The organism is Bosea sp. AS-1, from assembly GCF_002220095.1.
Lineage (GTDB): Bacteria > Pseudomonadota > Alphaproteobacteria > Rhizobiales > Beijerinckiaceae > Allobosea.
Map to the genome: position 1 here is coordinate 2,380,170 of NZ_CP022372.1, position 23,628 is coordinate 2,403,797.

The window sequence follows — 23,628 nt, forward strand, 5'->3', positions numbered from 1 at the left end:
ATCTTTTTTACTCATTAATTTACATCATCGGCTAATCCCAAATTGATGGTGGACTGGTATGGTCTCACCTATTATTTATGGGCAGAAACTGCGCAGAAGCCGCGAAATCTGAAAATATTGCTGCGACATAATGCCGCAGCTTGGGCGTTGATCGGGCCCTAAGAGGGCCAGGAGTTCGACTATTACGATCTGCGTTCCGCGACGCTGCGGTTCTACCTGGTCGACCGCTGGAGCTCCACGGTCCTGCGAAAGAGCACGCCCGGCGGCATCATGGGCCCCGCTAGATCGATCTGTCGAGGTATCTGCCCGGCCAGAACCTCAGCCACTTGTCGGCCGACCAGATCGCCGAGGCGCTGGGGGAGCAGACGTTCGAATAGCGATCGAGGTTGGCTTTGCTCGGCCCTCACGCTGGCCGCTTGCGGGCACCCGGCACATTGATCCGCATCTTCATGATAACGGCCAAAGACCCACCAGCGGCAACACATGCTAGCGATTGGAGATGATCGGCCTTGGCGGCGAGCTGTGACCGGGACATCTCATAGGTGGGCTGGACGCCCGGCTAAGGCCGGGCGTCCAGAGGCATATTGCGGAACTCGACCGACAATCGCGGCAACCCTATGCCTCTCTCTTCAAAAGAGCTTGTGCTGCCACCGGAGGAAGCCAGTAGTAATTCCGCAAGCGCCTCAATCTGGACCGGTGCCGATGCGTCTAAAGCCAAACTATCCGCGCATCGGCGCCACGTAGCGCCTAGCCAGAGCGCTCGCGCCCCCGCGCCGGATTGTCGCCAAGAGCCCGGCTGGACGCGCGGGGACCTAGCCCTTCATGGTGTTGAGGAGATTGTCGGCGCCGCGTGCCAAAATCACCGCATCCGAGCCGCAGGCGACGAACGAGAAGCCCTCTGCCAGCAGGCTCTTGGCGAGACGGGGATCGAAAACCAGCGTGCCGACCGGGATCCCTGCATCCATCAGCTTGCGGGCCGCCGGGCGGATGACATCCCAGACTGCCGGATCGTTCGGCTTGCCCAGCATGCCCATATCCGCGGCGATGTCGGCCGGTCCGAAGAAGACGCCGTCGACACCGTCGACCTGTCCGATCTGCAGAGCCTGCTCGATCGCCGCCCGGGTCTCGACCTGGACGAGGACGGCCGTCTCCTCCTCGATGTGGCTGAAATAATCGCTCATGCGCGCGAAACCGTTGGCGCGGTTGCAGCCGCTGACGCCCCGGACGCCGCGCGGGGGGTAGCGCGTCGCTGCGACGGCGCGAGCCGCTTCGTCGGGCGTCTGGACCATCGGGAAGAGGAGCCCCGGCGCGCCGATATCGAGCAGCCGCTTGACCTGAACCGTGTCGTTCCAGTCGGGCCGCACGATCGGTGTCGCCGGGTGAGCGGCGAGCACCTGAAGCTGCGTCATCACCGACGCCAGGTCGTTGGGCGAGTGCTCGGTGTCGATCAGGAGCCAGTCGAAGCCGGCGCCGGCGACGGCCTCGGTGGCGTATCCGCTGGCGAGGCTCAGCCAGAGGCCGATCTGCTGCTGTCCGCCGCGGATCGAGGCCAGGAACTTGTTGGAGGGCAGCTTCATGGCACGGCTTTCAGGACAAGGGGTTGGGGCAGGATCGTGTGGCGACCGTAGGATGCCCGGAACAATTCCACGATTCCCGGAAGCGCGGAAATGTCCCAGGCGCTCACGTCATCTCGCCTCGAGATGTGCTAGCGAGGCAGCTCTCCACGTCGCGCGGCTGCCAGGATGTCGCTGATTCGGCCCTCGCTGAGGCCATAATCCGCGCGGGCAACCTCGGCCGAGATATAGCCCAGCGCGAGATCGCGCTCGATGCTGCCTTTCTCCCGGTCCGTTGGCGCGCCGTAGCCGGCACCGCCCGGGAAGGCCATCACCACCTTGCGGCCATGCGGCACGAACTGCTTGCCCTTGCCCTTCATCGCCGTGCCGTCGTCGAGTGCGATCATGGTCGGTGCACCGCCGCCGCCGCCGCGCCGGCCGCGGGCCGGGTGATGCACGCGGTCGAACATCGCCTGGATGTCGAACTCGTAGCCCTCCCAGGCACCGACCTCCATGTGCTGGCCGAGGCCACCGCGATGCCGACCGTTGCCGCCCGAGTCAGGCCGGAGCTCCTTGCGCCAGACGATGACCGGGCCGACCTGCTCGGTCGCCTCGACCGGCATGGTCATGACGCCCGAGGGGAAGGCGGTGGCGTTCATGCCGTCGAGCGCAGGCCGCGCGCCCGAGCCGCCGGAGTTGAAGGTCAGCACCTCGGCGCGCACCGGCTCGTCAGGCCACGGGCCATCGCTGCGCGGGCGGAGCGAGACCTGGAAGTTGCAAAGGCTGCCGGCTCCTTCGGCGGGAACGAGATTGGGCAGGAGCTTGTCGAGCGCGTCGTAGATCGTGTCCGGCACCATGTGGCCGATGATGTGGCGCAGCGCCACCGGCGCCGGCCAGACCGCGTTGACGATGGTATGTTCCGGCGCGGTGATACGGAACGGCTCCAGCGAGGCGGCGTTGTTCGGGATTTCCGGCGCGATCGCGCATTTCAGCGCGTAGCAGGTATAGGCCTTCGTATAGACCAGCGGCACGTTGATGCCGTTCTTGTCGACGCCGGAGGTGCCGGCCCAGTCGCAGAGCACGCCATCGGGCTCGATCGAGATCTTCACCTTGAGATCGATCGGCCGGCTGTAGCCGTCGATCCGCATATGGCCCTCGGCCTGCCCGCGCGGGAGCGCCGCGATCTTGTCGAGCGTCGCCTGGCGCGAATTGGTCAGGATGAAGTCCGAGATGCCGGCGAGGTCGGCGAGCTTGAACTCGACCATCATGTCGACCAGCCGGCGATGGCCGATCTCGTTGCAGGTCGCGAGCGCATAGATGTCGCCGACGAGTTGGTCGGGTTCGCGGACATTGCCGCGGATGATCGTGACCAGCGTTTCGTTGACCGTGCCGCGGTCGACGAACTTCATGATCGGGATGTGCAGGCCTTCCTCGTAGACAGAGTTGGCGTCGGCGCCGAAGCCACGCCCGCCGATGTCGACGATATGGGCCGTGCAGGCGAAGAAGCCGACATGCCGCCCCTTGTGGAAGGAGGGGGTGACGACGGTGATGTCGTGCAGGTGGCCGGTGCCCTCCCAGGGGTTGTTGGTGATGTAGACGTCGCCCTCGGCGATGTTCTCGCGCCCGATGCGGCGGATGAAGTGAGCCACGGCGTCGGCCATGGCGTTGACGTGGCCGGGCGTGCCGGTCACCGCCTGCGCCAGCATCTCGCCCTTCTCGTTGTAGACGCCGGCGGAGAGGTCGCCGGCCTCGCGCACCGAGGTCGAGAAGGAGGTGCGGATCAGCGCCTGCGCCTGTTCCTCGACGACCGAGATCAGGCGGTTCCACATGACCTGATAGGCGACCCTGGAGATATCAGACATGGGCGGGCTCCTTCCGCTCCGCGACGGAGGCGGCGGGTCGGGCTTCGGTAAGGCGGATGTCGATGCAGCCGTCGTTCAGCGTGACGCCGGTGCGGCTCGAGGGGACGATGATGGTGGTCTCGTCCTCGGTGACGATGCCGGGGCCGTTGATCCGGCTGCCAGCCGGCAGCGCGGTGCGGCTATGGGATTCGGCCTCGACGCGCTTGCCCAGGCCGGCATCGAAGACGGAGCGGCTGCCTTCGGCCGGGGCCTCACGCGTGCCAGCGAGCGGTGCGACCGGGCTGACGGCCTCCTGCGGCGTGTGTGCGTTGACCGACCAGACGGTGATCTCGGCGGCGAGCCCCTTCACGGTGCGGCCGAAGAGGTTGGCGTATTCGTGCTCGAAGCGCTTCAGGATGACGGCGGGATCGGCGGCGCGGGCCTCCTCCGGCGTCAGCGTCACCGGGATTTCCCAGCCCTGGCCGGCATAGCGCATGTAGATCTTGTACTCGGCCTGGATCGCGCCGGCCCAGCCGCAGGAGCGAACGACCCGCGTCGCTTCCTCTTCCATCTCGTCGAAGAGTTTCGTGACGCGCGCCGTGTCGAACTGGGCGAGCCGCATGAACAGGGTGCGGTTAGCCTCGAAGCTGAACGGTGCCCGCAGGAAGCCGATGGCCGAGCCGACGCCGGCGCCCGGCGGCACCAGGCAGCGCGCGATGCCGAGTTTTTCGCAAAGGCGGCCGGCATGGAGCGGTGCGGCGCCGCCGAAGGCGATCATGGTGTATTCCGACAGATCCTCGCCGTTCTCGACGGCGTGGACGCGGGCGGCATTGGCCATGTTCTCGTCGACGACCTCGGCGACGCCCCAGGCGCTTTCCTCGGACTCCATGCCGAGCTTGCCGCCGATCTCGCTCTTCAGCGCTGCGGCCGACCGGTCGGCGAAGAGCGGGATCGTGCCGGCCGCGAAATTGTCCGGATCGATCTTCCCAAGGATGACGTCGGCATCGGTTACGGCCGGGCGCTTGCCGCCGCGGCCGTAGCAGGCCGGGCCGGGTTCGGAGCCTGCGCTTTCCGGCCCGACGCGGATCTGGTTCATCGAGTCGACATGGGCGAGGCTGCCGCCGCCGGCGCCGATCTCGACCATGTCGATCACGGGAATCGAGATCGGCATGCCGGAGCCCTTCTTGAACCGGTATGTCCGGGCGACCTCGAAGACGCGGGCGGTCTTCGGCGTATAGTTCTTGATCAGGCAGATCTTGGCGGTGGTGCCGCCCATGTCGAAGGAGAGTACCTTCTTCAGCCCGTGCCGCGCGGCGATGTCGGCGGCGAAGACGGCGCCGCCCGCAGGACCGGATTCGACCAGGCGCACCGGGAACTCGGAGGCGCTTTCCAGCGAAATGATGCCGCCGCCGGAATGCATCAGGAAGATCGGGCAGGAGGCGCCCTCGGCCGCGAGCCGCCCCTTCAGCCGGACGAGATAGCTCTTCATCAGCGGCTTGATATAGGCGTTGGCGATCGTCGTGTTGAAGCGCTCGTATTCGCGCATCTGCGGCGAGACTTCCGAGGAGAGCGAGACCATCGCGCCCGGCAGCCGCTCGGCCAGCACCTCCTGGATCAGCCGCTCATGCGCGTCGCTGACATAGGAATGCAGCAACCCGACCGCGACGCTTTCGTAGCCGGCCTCGCGCAGTTCGTCGGCCAAAGCCTCGACCGCGGCGCGATCGAGCGGGAGCAGGACCTTGCCGCGCGCATCCATGCGTTCCTTGACGGTGTAGCGCCGGTTGCGCGGCAGCAGCGGCTCCGGCAGCGTCAGGTTGAGATCGTACTGCTCGAAGCGGCTCTCGGTCCGCATCTCGATGACGTCGCGGAAGCCCTCGGTGGTGATGAGCGCGGTCTTGGCGCCGCGTCGCTCGATCAGCGCATTGGTCGCCAGCGTGGTGCCATGGATGATCTGCCCGATCGCGGATACCGGGACGCCCGCCTTGGAGCAGACGCGATGCATGCCTTCGATGATCGCGTCTTCGGGCGCGGCATAGGTCGTCAGGACCTTGGTCGAGAACCGCTGTCCGTCCTGCTCGAGCACGACATCCGTGAAGGTTCCCCCGATATCGACGCCCAGGCGGGCCCCGAGAATGGACATGGCTCATTCGCCTCCGTTGTCTGATGAGCGGAAGATGGAACGGCCGTCCGATGCCGTCGAATTATTATTCTCTATGTTATTCGATAGGAGATCTTTATCGGTCGCCGGCTGATTGCGGTTGAGGGAGCTGGCTCCAGCCGTTGCCCGTCAATGATGGCGCACCGCGCGTTCCATCGCCAGCTCGGCCGAGCGCTTGAGCAGGAAACTCGCCGGTGTGTGGGCGAAAGAAGCGGTGAAGATCAGGGCGCTCGGCTTCCATTCATAGGGGATTTCGACGAGCTCGCCGGTCGCCAGGGGCTTCTCCACCAGCGTGCGGGGCAGGGGGGCGATGCCGAGCCCGTCCAGGGTCATCTGCAGGCAGGCCGACAGGCTGCTCGACGGCACGATCCGCACCGGCTTCTCCCACAGATCGCGGAAATGCGCGGAAAGCTCGACGAAATGGCGGGTGGTGCGCGCGTGGGTCAGGATCGAGTGCCCGGCGAGCGTCGCGATGTCGGAGCCGGAGACGGCGAGCTTCGGCGACGCGGTCCAGACATAGGGCACCGAGCCGAGGTCGATATTGCTGATGTTGAAGTTCGAGATCGGGCCATTGAGCAGGCAGAGATCGAGCGCGCGGGAGACCAGTTCCTCCCGCAGGTTGAGCGTCAGGTCGACCTTCAGCTCGACATCGATATTGGGGAAGACCTGCCGCAGGTCGAGCAGGTAGTCGCGCAGCCAGGTCTGGGCGATGAGCTCGGCCACGCCGAGCCGCAGGATGCCGACCTGCTGGTCCGAGCTGATCGATTGCTGCGAGAATTCCTCCGACGCCTGCAAGACTCGTTCGGCTTGCCCCAAAAGCGAGTGCCCGATCGGCGTCAGCGCGACCGAACCGGAATCGCGATAGAACAGCCGGACGCCCAGCACGGATTCGAGCTGCGAGATCCGCACCGAGATGTTCGGCTGCGTGGTGTTCAGCCGCTCCGCCGTCGCCCGGAAGCTACCGAGCTTGGCGACCCAGACGAAGCTTTCGAGCTGCTTCAGCGTCCAGTTCGGCATCATCCCTCCCGAGCGGGTCGACCGCTGCCGGCGGCCGTCCTGCGTTATCGATAAAGAAAATGCATTGCGAGAACAGCAAAATTCAATTGGATGCTATCGCGGGAACGCGGTGGAGTACCCCCTTAGCCGCCGATCGCGCTTCGGCCCGGTTCCGGCTCCTGAAACCCGCGCGCATCAATTCGCAGCGGGACAAGAACGAGGGGAATCATGAACCGCAGAGCTTTGATCGCATCCGCCGCGCTTGCGTTGAGCATGGGGCTGACCGCTCCCGCCCTGGCTCAGACGAACTGGACCATGGCGTCCGGCTATCCGGAGAGCAGCTTCTTCACCCAGAACATTCGCCAGATGATCAAGGAGATCGAGGAGAAGAGCGGCGGCAAGCTCAAGATCGACCTGCGCTCCAACGACAGCCTGATCAAGCTCGACGCGGTCAAGCGCGCTGTCCAGTCCGGCCAGATTCAGATCGGCGAGATCCGCCTCGGCGTCTACGGCAACGAGGCGGCGATGTACAATCTCGACAACATTCCAGGCGTGGCCACGACCTATGATCAGGCAACCAAGCTGACCGACGCCCAGCGCCCCTTCTTCGATGCCATGTTCAAGAAGAACGGCCTGCGCGCCATTACCTATGTCGCCTGGCCGGGGCAGGGCTTCTACACCAAGGAGCCTCTGAAGGGGTTGCCTGACCTCAAGGGCCAGAAGCTGCGCATCTATTCCAAGCAGACGCAGATCATGGGCGAGAAGCTCGGCATGGAAGCGCTGATCCTGCCTTTCGCCGAGGTGCCGCAAGCCTTTTCGACCGGCATGATCCAGTCGCTCTGGACCAGCGCCCAGACCGGCACCGATGTGCAGATCTGGGATTACGTGAAGCACTTCACCTATACCGGGACGATGCACAACAAGAACGCGATCCTCGTGAACGAGCGGGCCTTCCGCCAGCTCGACCCGGCGACGCAGAAGGTGGTGCTGGAAGCGGGCGAGGCCGCGACGAAGCGTGGCTGGGAGCTCTCCAAGAAGGCCGGCGAGGAGCGTGAGAACGTCCTCAAGAGCCATGGTGTGACGATCGCGCAGTCGCCGAAGGACATTCTCGACGCCATCGCGACGGCCGGGAAGGGCATGGTGGCCGATTGGTTGACCACGGCGAGTGCAGAAGAGAAGGCCGTCTACGAGACCTACCAGAAGAGCCTGAACTAGCCGAACCGGCTCAACGCTGTCCTTCGATCAAGCACGCCAGCGGGGTGACCGGTGATACGCGGAGTTCTCGACAGATTCTATGAGGCGTGCGGCTACCTCGCCGCCGCCTTCATGGTCGGCATCGGGCTGGCCATCGTCGCCCAGATCCTGGGACGCATGCGTGGCGTCACCCTCGACGCCACGGAGGCGGCCGGCCTGTGCCTGGCGGCCTCCACCTTCTTCGGCCTCGCCCACACCTTCCGGCGCGGCGGGCACGTCCGGATCAACCTGATCGTCGATCGCCTGCCGGAGCGCTGGCGGCGCTGCGTCGAGATCCTCAACTGCCTGCTGGGCACCGTGGTGGTCTCGTTCCTCGCCTGGCATGTCACGGCACTGGCGCTGCAATCCCACGAATTCAACGATGTCAGCCCGGGCCTGCTGGCGATGCCGTTCTGGATTCCGCAGGCGGGTGTCGCCGTCGGCGTGGCGGCGCTCGCGATCGCCTTCATCGACGAACTCGTCTGGCTCCTCGGCGGCGGCAAGCCTCGCTACGAGGCACCTGACGAGATCGAGCTCGACAGGCCGGTGGCATAGGGGCTGACAATGGACACGACCGTTCTCGCCTCGCTGGTCCTGGCCGGCTCCCTGCTCCTGCTGCTTGCCGGCGGGGTCTGGGTCGCGCTTTCGCTCCTCACCGTCGGCATGGTGATGATGGGGCTCTTCACCACCGCGCCGATGGGCTCGCTGATCGCCTCGACGCTCTGGGATTCGAGCTGGGGCTGGGCGCTGACCTCGCTGCCGCTCTTCATCTGGATGGGAGAGATCCTGTTCCGCTCGAAATTGTCGGCCGACATGTTCCAGGGGCTGGCGCCCTGGGTGTCGCGGCTGCCGGGCCGGCTGCTCCACGTCAATGTACTGGGCTGCGGCATCATGGCGGCGGTCGCAGGCTCCTCGGCCGTGACCTGCGCCACCATCGGGCGCATCAGCGTGCCGGAGCTGGAGAAGCGCGGCTATCCGCTCAACATGACGATCGGAACGCTCGCCGGGTCGGGCACGCTCGGCCTGCTGATCCCGCCCTCGATCATCATGATCGTCTATGGCGTGACGGCCGAGGTCTCGATCGCGCGGCTGTTCATCGCCGGCGTCCTTCCCGGCATCCTGCTGATGGCGCTGTTCATGGGCTATACGGCGATCTGGAGCCTGCTCAACCCGCAGAAGATGCCGCCGGCCGAGCCGCCGGTGCCGTTCCTGGAGAAGATCTATCGGTCGCGCCGGCTGATCCCGGTGGCGCTGCTGATCGCTTCAGTGGTCGGCTCGATCTATGGCGGCATCGCCACGCCGACCGAGGCAGCGACCATCGGCGTGATCGGGGCGCTGATCCTGGCGGCGATCGGTGGAGGCCTCACCCGGGCGAGTTTCATGGACGGGTTGATGGCCGCGATGCGGACCTCCTGCATGATCTCCTTCATCATCGCCTGCGCCGCTTGCCTGACCATCGCCGTCGCCTTCGTGGACATCCCGCGCTCGCTGGCGAGCTGGGTCGAGGCGATGCATCTCTCACCTTATGCGCTGCTGGCGGTGCTCGCGGTGTTCATGCTGATCCTCGGCTGCTTCCTCGAAGGCATCTCGATCATCGTGCTGACGTCCTCGGTGATGCTGCCGATGGTGCAGGCAGCCGGCATCGACCTGCTCTGGTTCGGCATCTTCGTGGTGATCCTCATCGAGGCGGCACAGATCACCCCGCCGGTGGGCTTCAATCTCTTCGTGCTACAGAGCATCACCGGCAAGGATATCCTCGCGGTGACCAAGGCGGCGATCCCCTATTTCTGCGTGTTGATGCTGCTGCTCGTGCTGATCACGCTGTTCCCCGAGATCGTCACGGCGCTGCCGAAGATGATGACGGGCTAGGCTTATCGGCGCCGGCCGCCTCAGCCGCGGCCGGTTCAGGTTTCGCGCGATGCGTGCGCCTGTCGCGCACCACGGATCGCATGCCAGATGCGGGCGGGGGTCGCCGGCATGTCGAGATGCGTGACGCCGAGGGGGCGCAACGCATCGAGGATGGCGTGGATCACGGTCTGGGGCGCGCCGATACAGCCGGCCTGCCCGGCTCCCTTTACGCCGAGCGGGTTGGCCTGCGTCGGCAGTTCGACCATCGACAGCTCGAACGCCGGCAGGTCCATCGCTCGCGGCATGGCATAGTCCATGAAGGTCGCGCTCAAGAGCTGGCCACCATCGGGATCGTAGCGGGCTTCCTCCATCAAGGCCTGGCCGATACCCTGCGCGAGGCCGCCATGGACCTGCGCCTCGGTGAGCAAGGGATTGATCAGCGTGCCGTAGTCGTCGACGGCGACATAGCGGAGCAAGGTCGCCTCGCCGGTCTCGGGATCGATCTCGACCTCGGCCACCTGCGCGCCGTTCGGAAAGGTCAGCGGCGCGTTCCTCCGGGCGCCATGGCTTGCGAGCGGTTGGCCGGTCGTCTCCGCGACATGGCGCGCGACGCTGGAGAGATCGACTTCGCCGGCATCCGGAGCCTGGAAGCGGCCGGCGTGGAAGCTGACGGCATCGGGGCGGCTCTGGAGGAGTTGTGCGGCTGTGGGCTTGGCGGCCTCGACCAGCGCCCGCGCGGCCAGCACCAGCGCGCCACCGCCCATGTGCAGGGAGCGGGCGCCGCCATGGCCGCCGCCGCTGAGCACGCGCGCCGTATCGCCTTGGACGAGATGGAAGCGCTCCACGGGGAGGCCGAGTTCCTGCGACAGCAACTGCGCGAAGCTCGTCTCGTGGCCTTGCCCATTCGACTGGGTGCCGACCGTCATGGCGACGCTGCCATCGGCGCGGAACGAGAGCCAGGCGTCCTCATTCGGTGCGCCGCGCGAGGTTTCGAGAAAGCAGCCGATGCCGAAGCCGCGCAGCCTGCCGCGCCGGCGCGCCTCGGCACGGCGGCGACGGAAGCCGGCCCGGTCGGCCGCAGCCAGGACGCGGTCGAGATTGCCGCCGAAGTTCCCGCAATCGAGCACGGCCCCGAAGGGTTTTCGGTAGGGGAAGCGGCGGATGAAATTGCGCTTGCGCAGGGTTGCTGGGTCGATGTGCAACAGGTGGGCGGCTTCGTCGACCAGCCGCTCGATCAGGTAGTTCGCCTCCGGCTTGCCGGCGCCGCGATAGGCGTCGATCGGGACCGTGTTGGTAAAGAGGCAGCGAACATCCATCGTCATCGCCGGGATGTCGTAGAGCCCGCCCATCGCGGGCGTCGGCGCGGTCGTGGCGCTGCCCGGCCCGAGCGAGGAGACATAAGCCCCGAGATTGGCGAGGGTTTCGACCTTCAGCGCCAGGAACCGGCCCCTGGCGTCGAGGGCGAGGCTACCGGTCGTCAGGTTGTCGCGGGCATGGACGCCGCCTGAGAAATCCTCGATGCGCTCGGCGAGCCAGCGCACCGGGCGGCCGAGCCGCTCGGCGGCGACGAGCACCAGCGCATATTCAGGATAGGTGACGTTCTTCATGCCGAAGCCACCGCCAACATCGGGGCAGGCGACATCGATTTGTTCGGGCGCAATATGCAGGACCGCCGCGAGCTCACGGCGGATGTCATGGACCGAGGCGCCGCTGAGGGAGAGGTTATAGCGGCCGCTTGGCCGGTCGACGCGGCCGAGCGCGACACGCGGCTCGAGGGCGGCTGCAACGATCCGATTGTTGACGACCCGGCAGCTTACCACATGGGCAGCCTGCGCGAAGGCCGCCGCGACGGCGCCCTCGTCTCCGAGGCGGTAGCGCAGGGCGAGGTTGCCGGGTGCCTGCGGCCAGATTTCGGGAGCGTCGGGATCGGCCGCTGCCGCGAGTTCGGTGGCCGAGGGCAGAATGTCGTAGTCGACCGCGATCAGCTCGCAGGCCTGGCGGGCGAGATCGGCGGTCTCGGCCACGACGAAAGCGACGGGATCACCGACATGACGGACGCGCTCGCGGGCCAGTGGCGGTCGCGGCGGCACGATCAGCGGGGCTTCGCCGGTCACCGCCAGCGAGCAAGGCAGGGAGCCGAGCGCGACGAGGTCCTCGGCGGTATAGACCGCGTGAACGCCCGGCAGGCTCCGGGCCGCCTCAGCGTCGATGGACAGGATCGCGGCATGGGCATGCGGCGAGCGCAGCACCATGGCGTGCAGCGCGTCAGGTACGGCTTCGTCGTCGAGATAGCGACCTTGCCCCGTCAGGAAGCGCTCGTCCTCGAAGCGGCGCAGCGAGCGCGGATCCGCCGCGGCTCCGCAGATCGGTGGCATCTCGGTGCGGGGCGGCTTCGCGTGCATCCGGGTGCCGCTCACTCGAGGATGGTCGCACCGAAATTCCGCTGCGGGTCCATGTCGGCGGTGAGCCGACCGGTCGGGGTCGCGGCCGGGCCGCCCGAGCGGCGCAGCCAGCGGCCCGAGCCGGGCTGGGCACGCAGGGTGCTCCCGGCCACGACGTCTTCGCCGCGGACGAGGACGTGCTCCGGCCAACCCGTTACGCTGCGCCCGGCGAAGGGCGTGAAGCCGGTCCGGTCATGCATCGCCTCGTCGGTGATCGTCACTGTGCGGTTCGGGTTCCAGATCGCGATGTCGGCATCGTAGCCGGGCAGGAGCGCGCCCTTGCCCGGCAGGTTGTAGATCGCCGCGGGTGCGGTTGCGGTCAGTTCGACGAAGGCTTCCAGCCCGCGCCCGGCAAATTCCGGCCGGCCCTTCGAGACCAGCGCGTCGAAGAGCAGGGGCAGCCGCGTTTCGAGGCCGGGCAAGCCGTTGGCGATCTGCTTGAAGGTCGGGTTGGGACCCGCGGAGAGCTTGCCGGTCTCGTCGAAGCGGTAGGGCGCATGGTCCGAGGAAACCGTCTGGATGTCGCCGAGCGCCAGCGCCCGCCAGAGCGCGTCCTGGTCCGCCTGTTCGCGGGGCGGCGGCGAACACATCCATTTGGCGCCTTCGATCCCCGGCTTGTCGAGATCGTGCCGGGTCAGGAAGAGATATTGCGGGCAGGTCTCGGCAAAGACCTTGAGGCCACGTCCGCGTGCATCGCGGATCACCTGTGCCCCCTCCGTGGTCGAGACGTGGAAGATCATGATCGGCTGGTCGAGCAATTCGGCCGCCGTGATCAGCCTGTTGAAGGCTTCCGCCTCGGAGCCGCGCGGGTGGCTGATCGCATGGTATTTCGGCGCGACATAACCCTTCTCGACGAGCTTGCGGCCCATCCAGGAGATCATGCCGTGGTTCTCGGCGTGGACGCAGACCAGCGCCTGGTTCTGCCGCGCGGTCAGCAGCAGGTCGAGCAGCGGCTCGTCGTCGATCTTGATCAAGTCGTAGGTCATGAAGATCTTGATCGAGGCGTGGCCTTCGCCGATCAGCGCGGGCAGGTCCCGCTCGATCGTCTTGGTGTCCGGATTGGCGACGATGAGATGGAAGGCGTAGTCGATCAGGGCACCGCGTCGCGCCAGAGCGGCGTAGTCGTCGACAACCTTCCTGAGATCCGACCCGCGATGCTGGGCGGCAAACGAGATCAACGTGGTGTTGCCGCCGAAGGCCGCCGAGGTCGTGGCGCTCTCGAAAGTATCGGCATTGAGCAGCCCGCCGGCAGAGACCTGCTCGACATGGGCATGGGTATCGATGCCGCCGGGCAGCACGAGCTTGCCGGTCGCGTCGATCTCGCGGGCACCGGCCGAGAGGCCCTGACCCACCGCCGCAACCTTGCCGTCTTTGACGGCGAGATCGGCGCGGAAGCTGCCTGTCGCGGAGCCGATCGTGCCGCCGCGAATGACCAGATCGTAGTTGGTAGCCATATCCTGTCGTCCTTCCCGGCGCAGCATGACGATGCCGGCCGCTATGGCAAAGCCTTTCGACTCAGGCGACTTCCCGCGCCACCCAGTCGGCTAAAATCGTGCAGGCGGTGAGGAAGTCGTCGATTTCCATCGCCTCCTGCGGGTTGTGGCTGCCGTACTCGTTGCGCACGAACAGCATGGCGATGGGCACGCCGGCAGCGGCGAAGGCCGCCGAGTCATGGGAGGCGGGGCTGCCGAGCGGCATGGTCGCGATGCCCAGGCGGGCGGCAGACGCCTCGAGCCCAGCGACGATCGTGGGATCGACCGGTCCGACGGCAGCGCTGGCGCGCGCGCCGAGTTCGAAGGTGACGCGGCGGCGCGCCTCGATCTCGGGAAGGGCAGCCAGCATCCTGGCCTCGACCCGCTCCAGCACGGCGGGGTCGTAGGCGCGCACGTCGAGGCTGAAGGCGAAGCTGCCTGGGACCGTGGTCAGGCCGTGGACGGTCGGATCGGTGTGGAAGCGGCCGAGCGTCACGGCCATCGGGAAGCCGGCGGCCTCCTCTTCCAGCCAGATCCGGTCCAGCAGCATGGCGAATTCGGCACCCGCCATGGCGGCGTCGCGGCGGAAGCGGCGCGGTGTGCCGACATGGTCGTGCCGCCCGACGATGCGCGCATCCGGATAGCGGAAATTGCCCGGCACGCCGGTGCAGATCGCGACCGGCAGCCCGGATTCGACCAGGCTCGGCGCCTGCTCGATATGGATTTCCAGGAACGCCCGGATCGCGGTGGGATCGAGATGGCGTTCGCGCCGGCGGATGCTTTCGGATCGGCCGCCGCTGGCATCGATGCTCGCCGCAAGCACGCGGCCGTCGTCGATGCGCCTGGCTTCGAGCGCACCGTCCGGCAGGGTACCAAGAGCGGATCGGCTGCCGATATAGGAGACCTGGAACCAGACGCTCTCCTCGGCGCGCACCCCCATCGACGTGACGTCGCAGCGCGGCTCGATGCCGAGCGCGCGCAGGGCTTCGATGACGACCAGCCCGGCGATCACGCCCGCCGCGCCGTCGAAATTGCCGCCATGGGGCACGCTGTCGAGATGCGAGCCCATGAGGATGCGCGGAGCGGCGGAGTCTCGACCAGCGAGGGTGACATAGGTGTTGGCGGCGAGATCATGCGAGACCGAAAGCCCGCGCGCCTTGCCGTGCTCGACGAGCAGGCGATGGCCGAAATCCTCGCCGGGGCCGTAGGTGTCGCGGGTAATGCCGGGCTCGCCGCGGCTGCCGGCGGCCAGGCGGCCGAACAGTTCTTCGACCCAGACACGCTGGGCCGCGACGGCCTCGGCGACCGCCGTCTCGGCGCGGGGCATCTTGGCGGTCGCGGTCATCACCGGTTTCGCCGAGCAGATTTGCAAGGCGCGACCGCGGCACCGGCTGCGGGCTGCGGAAGCCTCATCTGGCGCAGGCTCATATCATCGCCCCGAATAGAATCCCCGTGTCCCATTCGGTCAGCAAATCATATGGCCGGCGCGGCGCCCAGCCCGGATTACGACTGGCAGGTTTGCTTTGGCTTCACAGGCGAAGATTCGAGTTTAAGAATCGGCGCCAATGCCTTGTGCTTCGAAGCGAAGGAAGCTGGAGCGGGTGAAGGGAATCGAACCCTCGTATTCAGCTTGGAAGGCTGCTGCTCTACCATTGAGCTACACCCGCGACGGGCGCCAAATTCCCCATCATGGCGGAGGAAGTCAAGCGCCCAGGCCGCTTCCCGTCGCTGCCCGGTGCGATTTTGCACCGGCTTGACGTCGCCGGGCGGAACGGGAGCCCGGCAGTCTATCGTCAGTGCGAAACAAGATGGGCGGCGGAGGCCGTGCCGGGGAGGATCGGCAGGACAGTCCCACGCTTTCCGAAAGCGCGGCCGATAGCCGACGTCTTGCGCGTCAGCGCTTGGGGGCTGTGTTGTTCGAAACCACCAGCCGCAGATGCGGCACCTTCGCGGGCGCCGTATCGCTCGGCTTGGCTGTTTCCGCGCTCAAGCGCCTGATCCTGGCGCGACGAAACGCAACCGACAACTTCTTACCTGCTTTCATGTGACCGATTTCCAGCGCCGCACCGGAACCGTCGCAACCTATCGCCAGGCGCACACCCCCCATTTGGGGGAGGAGTGCGATTTTATTGTCCGCCGCGCCGCGATCGCGGGCCGCTCACCATTGCGGCCAGGTGTCCGAGAGCCGGTAGCCGGCCGGGTAAGGATCCGCCGGATCGAGCATGAGCTGGCGCGTGTCGGTGATCCAGGCGCTGCCGGTGACGCGCGGAACGACGGCCGGGGTCTCGCCGACCCGGGTGAGAGCTTCGATCAGGCAGTCGAAGCGCGAGCCGATGATCGAGATGCCGATGAAGGGCTCGCCCACGGCGAGCTGGCCGCGCGCGTGCAGCACGGCCATCCGCGCCGAGCAGCCGGTCCCGGTCGGCGAGCGGTCGATCTTGCCGGGGCGGATGGCGACCGCGTTGCGGCCGGTCAGCACGCCGCCGACCCGCTCGACCGGAGCGGCGAACTGGCAGAAGGAGATGTGGTTCCAGCCGGTTCCGCCGGGATGAGCGAAGCCGAGCTGCTCGTTGGCGGCGCGGGTGATCTTCATGCCGGCCTCGGCGAGATCGCGAGCCTCGTCGGGAGCGATGGCGAAGCCGAGCGCCGGCGCGTCGACGATCACGAAGCTGTCGCCGCCATAGGCGATGTCGACCGTCAGCGTCCCGAGCCCTTCGATTTCCAGGGCCGCGTCGAGCTCGGTCGCGAAGGCCGGCACGTTGCGCAGGCTGATGCTTTGCGCCTTGCCGTCCCGGCAGGTTGCACGGATATCGATCAGGCCGGCGGGTGCCTCGAGCGTCAGTTCGGTCACGGGCTCCTGCATCGGCAGAATGCCGCTGTCGAGCAGCACCGTGGCGACGCAGATCGCATTGGAACCCGACATCGGCGGCGTATCGGCCGGCTCCATGATGATCCAGCCCATCTGGGCGCGCGGGTCCTTGGGCGGGACCAGCAGATTGACGTGGCGGAAGACGCCGCCGCGCGGCTCGTTCAGCACGAAATTCCGCAGCGTTTCGTCGCGAGCGATGAAGCGTGACTGTTCCCAGAGCGTCTCGCCCGGCGGCGGGGCGACACCGCCGACGATCACGTCGCCGACCTCGCCGGCGGCGTGGCAGCTGACGAGATGGATGAGCTTGCTGCTGCGCACGGGAATGACCCTCGCCGAGATGATCCGAATCCTACGCGGCTTTGCGCCGGTTCAGAAGGCGCAATCGTAGCCGGCATCGTGAAACGACACTCGCCACCATCGCGGTTTCGCGCGATGTTACGCAAGGTTCGCGCTGCCGGATCGTGGGTGATCCCCAGGACGCTCCTTCAAATGAATGAAGCACGCGATGCGGGCATGGGCTGCAATGGATGCATCGGTGCCGGGGCGGACGGCGATGACGAGCGAGCCAGCGATCAACCCCTATGACGCGGTAGCCTATCCGGGGCATTCCTTCGCGCAGACGCATCCTTCGCGGCTGGCGACGATCGCGCATTTCCATGGCATGCAACCGGGGATGCCGGCGGCGATGCGGGTGCTCGAGCTCGGCTGCGGGCGCGGCGGCAACCTCATTCCGATGGCGGCTCAATATCCGCAGAGCCGCTTCCTCGGCATCGATCTGAGTGGCACTTCGATCCGGCAGGCGAACGCCTCGGCCGCCGAACTCGCACTCGCGAACATCTCCTTCGAACAGCGTGACATCCTCACCGTCACGGCGGACATCGGCAGCTTCGACTACATCATCGTCCATGGCGTCTATTCCTGGGTGCCGGATCCGGTGCGCGAGCGCATCCTCGCGCTGTTCGGCGAACTGCTGGCGCCGCAAGGCGTCGCCTATGTCAGCTACAACGCGCTGCCGGGTTGTCACTTCCGGGATCTGGCTCGCGACGTCATGCTGTTCGAGACGCGCGACATCACCGATCCGCGCGAGCGGGTGCGGACTGCGCGAGCGGCGCTCAAGGCCTATGCCGAGGCAAGCGATCCGGACAGCTTTCACGGTGCCGCTCTGCGCCAGCGCGAGAAGCAGGTGGAGGAACTGCCGGACAACGTGCTCTATCACGATGACCTCAACCCGATCGCGCGCCCCTTCGCCTTGCACGAGGTTCTTACGGCAGCCGGGCGGCACGGGCTGCAGTTCCTGGCCGAGGCCTCCTTTCCGAACATGTACGGTGCCGCGAAGGGGGCGGCGCAGCGGATGCTGGCGGCGATCCCGCTCGACCCGCCCCTGGAGCGTGAGCAGGCGCTCGACCTGCTGATCGGTAGGGCTTTTCGCGAAACACTGCTGTGTCGGGCCGATCTGCCGCTGCGGCGCGGCATCGAGCCCGATGCGCTGCGGCCCTATCGCATCGCGGCCGATGTCCAGCCGGCTCGCGACGAGGAGGAGGTCAGGCCCGGTATCGAGCGCTTTACCTTCGAGGAGGGCGTCAAGCTCTCGGTGGACCTGCCGGCCTGCAAGGCGGCCTTGCACATCCTCGGGGAGGCGTGGCCGGCAAACATGCCCTGGGCCGATCTCGTCAACCGCTCCTTGGACATCGCCGCGGCCGAGACCGGCGCCGATTTCGACCGCGAGCGGGAGAGCGCGCGACTGGAAGAGGCGCTGCTTGCGATCTTCAGGACCGGCCTCCTCGATGTCAGGCTCGAGCCGCCGCCGCTCACGACTGTCGTTACCGAGCGCCCCGCGGCCAGCCACGTCGCCCGCTGGCAAGCCTCGACCTCGGCCGAGGTCACCGATCTGCGCCATCGCACCGTGCTGCTGGACAGTGTCGTGGTCCGCAAGTTCGTCAGCCTGCTCGACGGTTCGCGCGACGAGCGCATGCTGCTCGACGAGATGAATCGCTTCCTCGACCAAACACGGACGGAGGGCGTCGCCGCGCCCGACCTGCCGGAAAAGGCGACGGCGGCTGAAGTCGCGATGCATCTGAAGGATGTCGCACGGCTCGGGCTGCTGCATGGCTGACGATTGTCGCTGGTGGCGGCGAGGCGTAACCTTGCGTCAGGCAAGGGGAGGGCGCGGATCGTCGGGATGAGCGAGCGCTTCCGACAGTTCCAGGACGCATTTCCGGAAGAGGCCTGCCTCGCCGCGCTGATGCGTCTGCGCCATGGCGGTACGAGCATGGCTTGTCCGGCCTGTGGCAGGCCTGCGCACTTCGAGGCGCGGCCGAAGCTGCGTGGCTTCGCCTGCAACCATTGCAACTATTTGATTCATCCGGCGGACGGCACGCCACTGGAAAGCCGGCGTATCGCACTCCAGCACTGGTTCTTCGCCGTGAAGTTGATGGCCGAGCAACCGGGCAAGGCCGCCGTCGCGGCGCTGACCCGCGAGGCGGGGTTGCCCCAACTCGCGTCCAAGCGGCTGGTCGACGAACTCACCGCGCTCGGCGAGCAGGGGGCTTCTCCGTGGCTTGTTGCCGTGACGCAGCTCGTGACCGGGAGGGGCGAGCCCATCGTTCCGGCCGCGTTGCCGGAGCGGCCGGTAGCACAGCCGCCGAGGCCACAGCCGGCTGCTGCCAGTGTCGCGCCTTCGCCGCCACCGCCAGCCTCGCCCATGCCGAAACCGTCGCCAGCACCGCCATCTCCCGCGCCACGGGCGGCCTCATCCGAACCTGAAGCCTTCGTGGCGGTTCCGAAGAAGGCGTCCTCGGGGCGGATGGCGATCGCAGGTGTTGCGGCCGGCGTCGCCTGCGTCGTGGCTGCGGTCGTCGCGCTCGCCTATGCGCGGCTGCAGCAGCAGGAACGGCCGCCGGAAGATGCGGAGTTTGCGTCCGAACGGGTGATACCGGCTCTCAAGGACGCGCCGGCACGTCCTTCGTTGATCCTGTCCTCCGTCGAGCAGGATCTGGAGGGCGCTCGGCAAGCGGCCCAGTTCGCGCTCGACAACGATCCGGCGCTCGCCAACATCAAGCCGCAGGACGATGCACCGACGCAGCAGATCCCGGTCAATCAGCTGCAGCTGCCGTCAAACATCCTGCTGGTGCCACCCAAGCCCGGCGGCGCGCCGCCCCCGGGGCCGGCTTCGCCCAGCGGGGCACCGCAGCCGCCACCGATGATCTCCAGCGGGGATCCTGACCAGGTCCTGAGCTTCGGGCCGATCAAGATCCGCCGCCACCTCGTCGACACCATCGTGCGGGCCAGCAAGGTGGTCGGCGCCGATCCGACGCTGCTGATGGCCGTCGCGGACAAGGAATCCTCCTTCTCGACGGCAGTGAAGGCGCAGACCTCCTCGGCGACAGGCCTCTACCAGTTCATCGAGCAGACCTGGCTCGGCGTGATCTACGAGTTCGGCGCGAAGCACGGGCTTGCCGCCGATGTGAAGCTGATCGGCAAGTCCGGCCGGCAATTCGTCGTCAGCGATTCGAGCCAGCGCCAGCGCATCCTCGACATGCGGCGCGAGCCCTATATCTCGGCGTTGCTTGCGGCGGAGATGCTGAAGCGCGATACGCTCAGGCTGGAGCGGGCGCTCGGCCGCCACCTCACCGGCGGCGAGATCTATCTGATCCATTTCCTCGGGCCCGATGCAGCGCAGACCTTCATCGAGACGATGGAGGAGCAGCCGGGCGTCAAGGCGGCCGAGCTGCTGCCGAAGCCAGCCCAGGCCAACCGGCCGATCTTCTATGCCGATGCGGGCGGCGAGACGAAGACGCTCTCGGTCTCCGAGGTCCACAAGAAGTTCAACGACATGATCAAGGTCAGGCTCGACCGCTACAGCGCGGTCCGGCCGACGATGGGGCCGGGCCTCGCCCGGCCGCAGCCGAAGAAATGATGCTGCGAACGACTGCCTCTTGCCGCGGGCAATTCCGCATGCGGCGTTTCATTCCCCGCCGGGGCCGGGGCTCGGGAAGGAGTGACGACCATGGCCGGCAACCGTTTCGAACAGGTCGACGAGCCGCAGGCCGACGCGATCACACTTAGTCTGTCGACGCGCGGCGGAGAGGCTTTCGGGCGCGTGCATTGCCCGGCGGATCTCGCGGCTGGGCATCTCGTCAATGATTTCGTCAGCGACGAGATGGCCGCCAAGGACGCTTTCCGCACCGCGATCCGCCTGGCCAACGAAATCCGCGCGCCGATCGTGGTCGAGGATGCGGCCGGCGTCTGGCAGGACGAATGGGGCGTGCTTTACCGGGAGATGTGAGGGGAGCGCGGCCCGGCGCGCCGCGCGACGACGATGCAGAACCTCACTCGATCCGAAAATACTTGATGCCGAGGCCGAGCTTGCCGGTCTGGCGGGCGAGGTCGAGCTTGAGGTTCTTGAAGAACTCGCCGGCCGGAGAGGGGTTGGGGCCGGAGAGTGCCGGCAGCGGCGCCTGGCTGACGAGCGCCAGAACCGTCTGCGGACGCGCCGCGCCACCGGTCGATTCGAGCTTCAGGTTGAAGGTGACCTTGTCGCCCTCGCGCTTCATGAAGCTGGCGAGATTGTAGACGAGGCCGTCGTCGCCGATGAGCACGACGTCGAGATTGAGGCCGCCGCCGGCTTCGACGGCGCCGTTCAGCACCTCGCCGCTCTTCATGTTGAAGTTGCCGATCTGAAGCTTGACCCCACGGTCGATCGCGACGCCCAGCTGGCGCAGGAAATCGGCCATCGGGCATTGCGCGGTGGTCAGTGGGCGCAGATTGATCTGCGCCTCGAAACCCTGCGCTGCCTTGAAGGCCTTGTCGAAGGCGACGAAGGGCTCAGTGCCGCTGCCGAAGCCTTCGAGCACGGCCTTGCGATCGCCGATCTCGAGCGGCCAGAGGAAGAAGCAGGAGCCGCCGTCATAGTCCCGGATATAGCGCTCGATGCGCTCGGCCGGCGTGCGCGGATCGGGCTCCTGCACGATCGGCGAAGGCTGCTGGGTGCTGGTGGCCTCGACGGGTGGCTTCTGCGTGGTGCCGGCGACGACGGGGGGCTTCTCCGCGGGTTTGGTTTGGGCGATCGGAGGCACAGCCGGCGGCTTCGTCTGGCTGACGGGGGGTGGCTTCGCCGCGGGCGCCTCCGTCACCGGCGCCGGCGGCGTTAGCGGCGGAGGTGCGCTGCTCTCGGTGTTGACGGCGACCTGCGCTTCGCTCGGCTTCTGCGGTTGAGGCGCCTGCACCGGCGATGGAGGGGCAGCGGGCGGACTCGTATTCGCTTGTGCGGGCTTGCCTGTGTTCTGCTCCGGAGGCGGCGTGACCGGGCTTTCGGGCTTGGCCTCGGAGAGCTGGGGAACGCCGCTGGCGGAGCCAGGCCGGCTGGAAGCGGGTTGCTCCGAGAGCGGCGGCGGGCCGTCCGCCGGCAGGCGCGCCGTCTGGCTGGTCTCGGCGGGCTTCAGGGTGGTCCAGACGTAGAAGCCGCCGCCGCCGGCGAGCAGCGCAAGCGCTGCAACCCCTGCGACCAGAGGCAGGGGCGAGCGCCCGGGCTTCCCGGGCGGATGACTGGCGGAAGGGACTTTCTTTCCGGCCGCTTGCGGTTGCCAGGCAGCGACCTCGGCCATGTCGGCCGGACGGTTCTCAGGGTCGGGCGCCAACATGCGCGCCAGCAGCGGGCGCAAGGTGGCATCGACCTGCGAAAGATCGGGCAGGCGGCGACGCTTGTCGAGGATGTCGACCTGGGAACCGCCCATGTCGATGGGCCGCCCGGTCAGCGCCTGCGCCAGCACCAGCGCGAAGGAATACATGTCGGAGCGACCGGAGACCTCGCCGCCATAGAGCCCGAGCTGCTCGGGCGAGACATAGTTGTATTTGCCGGCGAAGCCCGAGCCGATCACCGTGCCTTCGCCGAGGATGCTGGAGCGGGCGATGCCGAAGTCGATGATCTTGGCGCGGGAGGGATCGCCGCCCGGCAGGATGATGTTGTCGGGCGAGATGTCGCGGTGGATGATGCCGAGCCGGTGAGCGGCATGCAGCCCCGGCGCGACGCGCTGGCGCAGCACGTCGACCTCTTCCACGGTCAGCGGCCGCTCCTTGATGCGCTCCGAAAGCGGCTGGCCGTCGACGAACTCCATCGCGAGATAGGGCGTCTCCGTCACCGGGTCGATGGCGAAGACGTAGTAGCGGACGATGGCCTCGTTATAGAGGTTGTGCAGGGCTGCCGCCTCACGCCGAAACAGGGCGAGCACCGCCTCGTCGCGGGCCATGTCGGGGCGGATCATCTTGATCGCCACTGCATCGCCGGTCTGGATAGCGCGGCCGCGATAGACCTCGCCCATGCCGCCGATCGCGATCAGGCTCTCGATCTCGTAGATGCCGTTGAGCTTCGTGCCGATGCGCGCATTCGCACGGGGCGCGATCACGGTGCGCTCGGAATCGTCGCTCATGACGGGCTACCCCCTGCCGTGCGCCGGTTCGGCATCCAGCGTGTCCTTTCGGCCGAGCCTTGTCGATAGCGGACGATGATGACCGTGACGTTGTCGCGCGCGCCGCGCTCCAGCGTCAGCGCCAGCAGGGCGTCGCAGGCTTCCTGCGCGCTGCCGGCCTCGACGGCGGCCAGGATCTCCGTGTCGGCGACATGCTCGGTTAGTCCGTCCGAGCAGAGAATGAAGACGTCGCCATCGGCGATCTCGCCGCTTTCGATGTCGAGTTCGGGCATCTCGTGCACGCCGATGGCATGGGTGATGACGTGGCGACGCGGCGAACGCTTCGCTTCATCCGGCGTCATCACGCCGCGATCGACCATGTCCTGCACCTCGGTGTGGTCGCGCGAGACCTGCGTGATCTGCCCGGAGCGCACGAGATAGATGCGGCTGTCTCCCGACCAGACGCAGGCGAAATGACGCTGGTGGACGAGCAGCACCACAAGGGTCGCGCCCATGGTGGCGCCGCGCCGGCGAATCTCCTCGCGCAGCGTCTCATTGGCCTTGAGCACGCTGTCTTCCAGCATCGCGAGCAGGTCGGCGGCCGAGCGGGCCGCGCCGACCCCTTCCAGCGCCGCGACCACCGTCGCGCTGGCCAGTGCGCCGTTCTCGTGCCCGCCCATGCCGTCCGCCACCGCCCAGAGGCCGACTTCGGGACGGAGAATGAAATTGTCCTCGTTCGCCTTGCGCACCTTGCCGGTGTGGCTGATGCAGCCGGTTTCGAAGTCGGAGGCCTCGCGCGGGGCGTCGTTCATG

Annotated in this window: 16 protein-coding genes and 1 tRNA gene; 6 read left to right on the forward strand and 11 right to left on the reverse strand. The window is 67.1% G+C overall.

Annotation, left to right across the window (positions count from 1 at the left end; genetic code table 11):
- Positions 1 to 812: 812 nt before the first annotated feature.
- From CE453_RS13110 to CE453_RS13125, 4 genes are all read right to left on the reverse strand, one after another.
- Entirely contained in the window at positions 813 to 1,577 is a 765-nt protein-coding gene (locus CE453_RS13110) for an HpcH/HpaI aldolase family protein (RefSeq protein WP_089174994.1), read from the reverse strand.
- A gap of 128 nt (positions 1,578 to 1,705) precedes the next feature.
- Positions 1,706 to 3,415: a hydantoinase B/oxoprolinase family protein gene (locus CE453_RS13115; protein WP_198302335.1), complete on the reverse strand. Its 1,710-nt coding sequence runs from the start codon at positions 3,413 to 3,415 to the stop codon at positions 1,706 to 1,708.
- Positions 3,408 to 5,534: a hydantoinase/oxoprolinase family protein gene (locus tag CE453_RS13120; protein WP_089174995.1), complete on the reverse strand. Its 2,127-nt coding sequence runs from the start codon at positions 5,532 to 5,534 to the stop codon at positions 3,408 to 3,410. The genes CE453_RS13115 and CE453_RS13120 overlap by 8 nt, the downstream gene beginning before the upstream one ends.
- Positions 5,535 to 5,681: 147 nt before the next feature.
- Entirely contained in the window at positions 5,682 to 6,572 is an 891-nt protein-coding gene (locus CE453_RS13125; RefSeq protein ID WP_089174996.1) for a LysR family transcriptional regulator, read from the reverse strand.
- A 204-nt stretch (positions 6,573 to 6,776) separates the two neighbouring features.
- Here CE453_RS13125 and CE453_RS13130 point away from each other — a divergent pair, with 204 nt between their 5' ends.
- The 3 genes from CE453_RS13130 to CE453_RS13140 are packed head-to-tail and all read left to right on the forward strand — an operon-like array spanning position 6,777 to position 9,650.
- Positions 6,777 to 7,763 (forward strand): TRAP transporter substrate-binding protein, encoded by a 987-nt coding sequence (locus CE453_RS13130; RefSeq protein WP_089174997.1) that lies wholly within the window; start codon positions 6,777 to 6,779, stop codon positions 7,761 to 7,763.
- A gap of 51 nt (positions 7,764 to 7,814) precedes the next feature.
- On the forward strand, positions 7,815 to 8,336 hold the full coding sequence (locus tag CE453_RS13135; RefSeq protein WP_089174998.1) for a TRAP transporter small permease: 522 nt from the start codon (positions 7,815 to 7,817) through the stop codon (positions 8,334 to 8,336).
- 9 nt (positions 8,337 to 8,345) lie between these two features.
- A complete protein-coding gene (locus tag CE453_RS13140; RefSeq protein WP_089174999.1) occupies positions 8,346 to 9,650 on the forward strand; it encodes a TRAP transporter large permease in 1,305 nt (434 codons plus the stop codon).
- Positions 9,651 to 9,685: 35 nt separating this feature from the next.
- Here the strand turns inward: CE453_RS13140 and CE453_RS13145 are convergent, their stop codons facing one another.
- The 5 genes from CE453_RS13145 to CE453_RS13165 form a co-directional block, all read right to left on the reverse strand.
- Entirely contained in the window at positions 9,686 to 12,031 is a 2,346-nt protein-coding gene (locus tag CE453_RS13145) for a xanthine dehydrogenase family protein molybdopterin-binding subunit (protein ID WP_089175000.1), read from the reverse strand.
- A gap of 11 nt (positions 12,032 to 12,042) precedes the next feature.
- A complete protein-coding gene (hydA, locus tag CE453_RS13150; protein WP_089175001.1) occupies positions 12,043 to 13,524 on the reverse strand; it encodes a dihydropyrimidinase in 1,482 nt (493 codons plus the stop codon).
- Between the two features lie 61 nt (positions 13,525 to 13,585).
- Positions 13,586 to 14,887 (reverse strand): Zn-dependent hydrolase, encoded by a 1,302-nt coding sequence (locus CE453_RS13155; RefSeq protein ID WP_248308057.1) that lies wholly within the window; start codon positions 14,885 to 14,887, stop codon positions 13,586 to 13,588.
- Positions 14,888 to 15,135: 248 nt separating this feature from the next.
- A tRNA-Gly gene (locus CE453_RS13160) sits at positions 15,136 to 15,209 on the reverse strand.
- A 491-nt stretch (positions 15,210 to 15,700) separates the two neighbouring features.
- Positions 15,701 to 16,729, reverse strand: coding sequence for a trans-3-hydroxy-L-proline dehydratase (locus CE453_RS13165; RefSeq protein WP_089175002.1), 1,029 nt, complete (start codon positions 16,727 to 16,729; stop codon positions 15,701 to 15,703).
- Positions 16,730 to 16,964: 235 nt separating this feature from the next.
- Here CE453_RS13165 and CE453_RS13170 point away from each other — a divergent pair, with 235 nt between their 5' ends.
- From CE453_RS13170 to CE453_RS13180, 3 genes are all read left to right on the forward strand, one after another.
- On the forward strand, positions 16,965 to 18,524 hold the full coding sequence (locus CE453_RS13170) for a methyltransferase domain-containing protein (RefSeq protein WP_198302336.1): 1,560 nt from the start codon (positions 16,965 to 16,967) through the stop codon (positions 18,522 to 18,524).
- Between the two features lie 66 nt (positions 18,525 to 18,590).
- Positions 18,591 to 20,327 carry a transglycosylase SLT domain-containing protein gene (locus CE453_RS13175; RefSeq protein WP_089175004.1) on the forward strand — a complete coding sequence of 579 codons (1,737 nt, stop codon included), beginning with the start codon at positions 18,591 to 18,593 and terminating at the stop codon, positions 20,325 to 20,327.
- Positions 20,328 to 20,417: 90 nt separating this feature from the next.
- Positions 20,418 to 20,696: a hypothetical protein gene (locus CE453_RS13180; protein ID WP_089175005.1), complete on the forward strand. Its 279-nt coding sequence runs from the start codon at positions 20,418 to 20,420 to the stop codon at positions 20,694 to 20,696.
- 43 nt (positions 20,697 to 20,739) lie between these two features.
- Here CE453_RS13180 and CE453_RS13185 read toward each other — a convergent pair whose 3' ends face one another.
- Together CE453_RS13185 and CE453_RS13190 are read right to left on the reverse strand one after the other, a co-directional pair.
- Positions 20,740 to 22,836 (reverse strand): serine/threonine protein kinase, encoded by a 2,097-nt coding sequence (locus tag CE453_RS13185; RefSeq protein WP_089175006.1) that lies wholly within the window; start codon positions 22,834 to 22,836, stop codon positions 20,740 to 20,742.
- Complete coding sequence (locus CE453_RS13190) at positions 22,833 to 23,627, reverse strand: PP2C family protein-serine/threonine phosphatase (protein ID WP_089175007.1); 795 nt, start codon at positions 23,625 to 23,627, stop codon at positions 22,833 to 22,835. The genes CE453_RS13185 and CE453_RS13190 overlap by 4 nt, the downstream gene beginning before the upstream one ends.
- Position 23,628 lies beyond the last annotated feature (1 nt).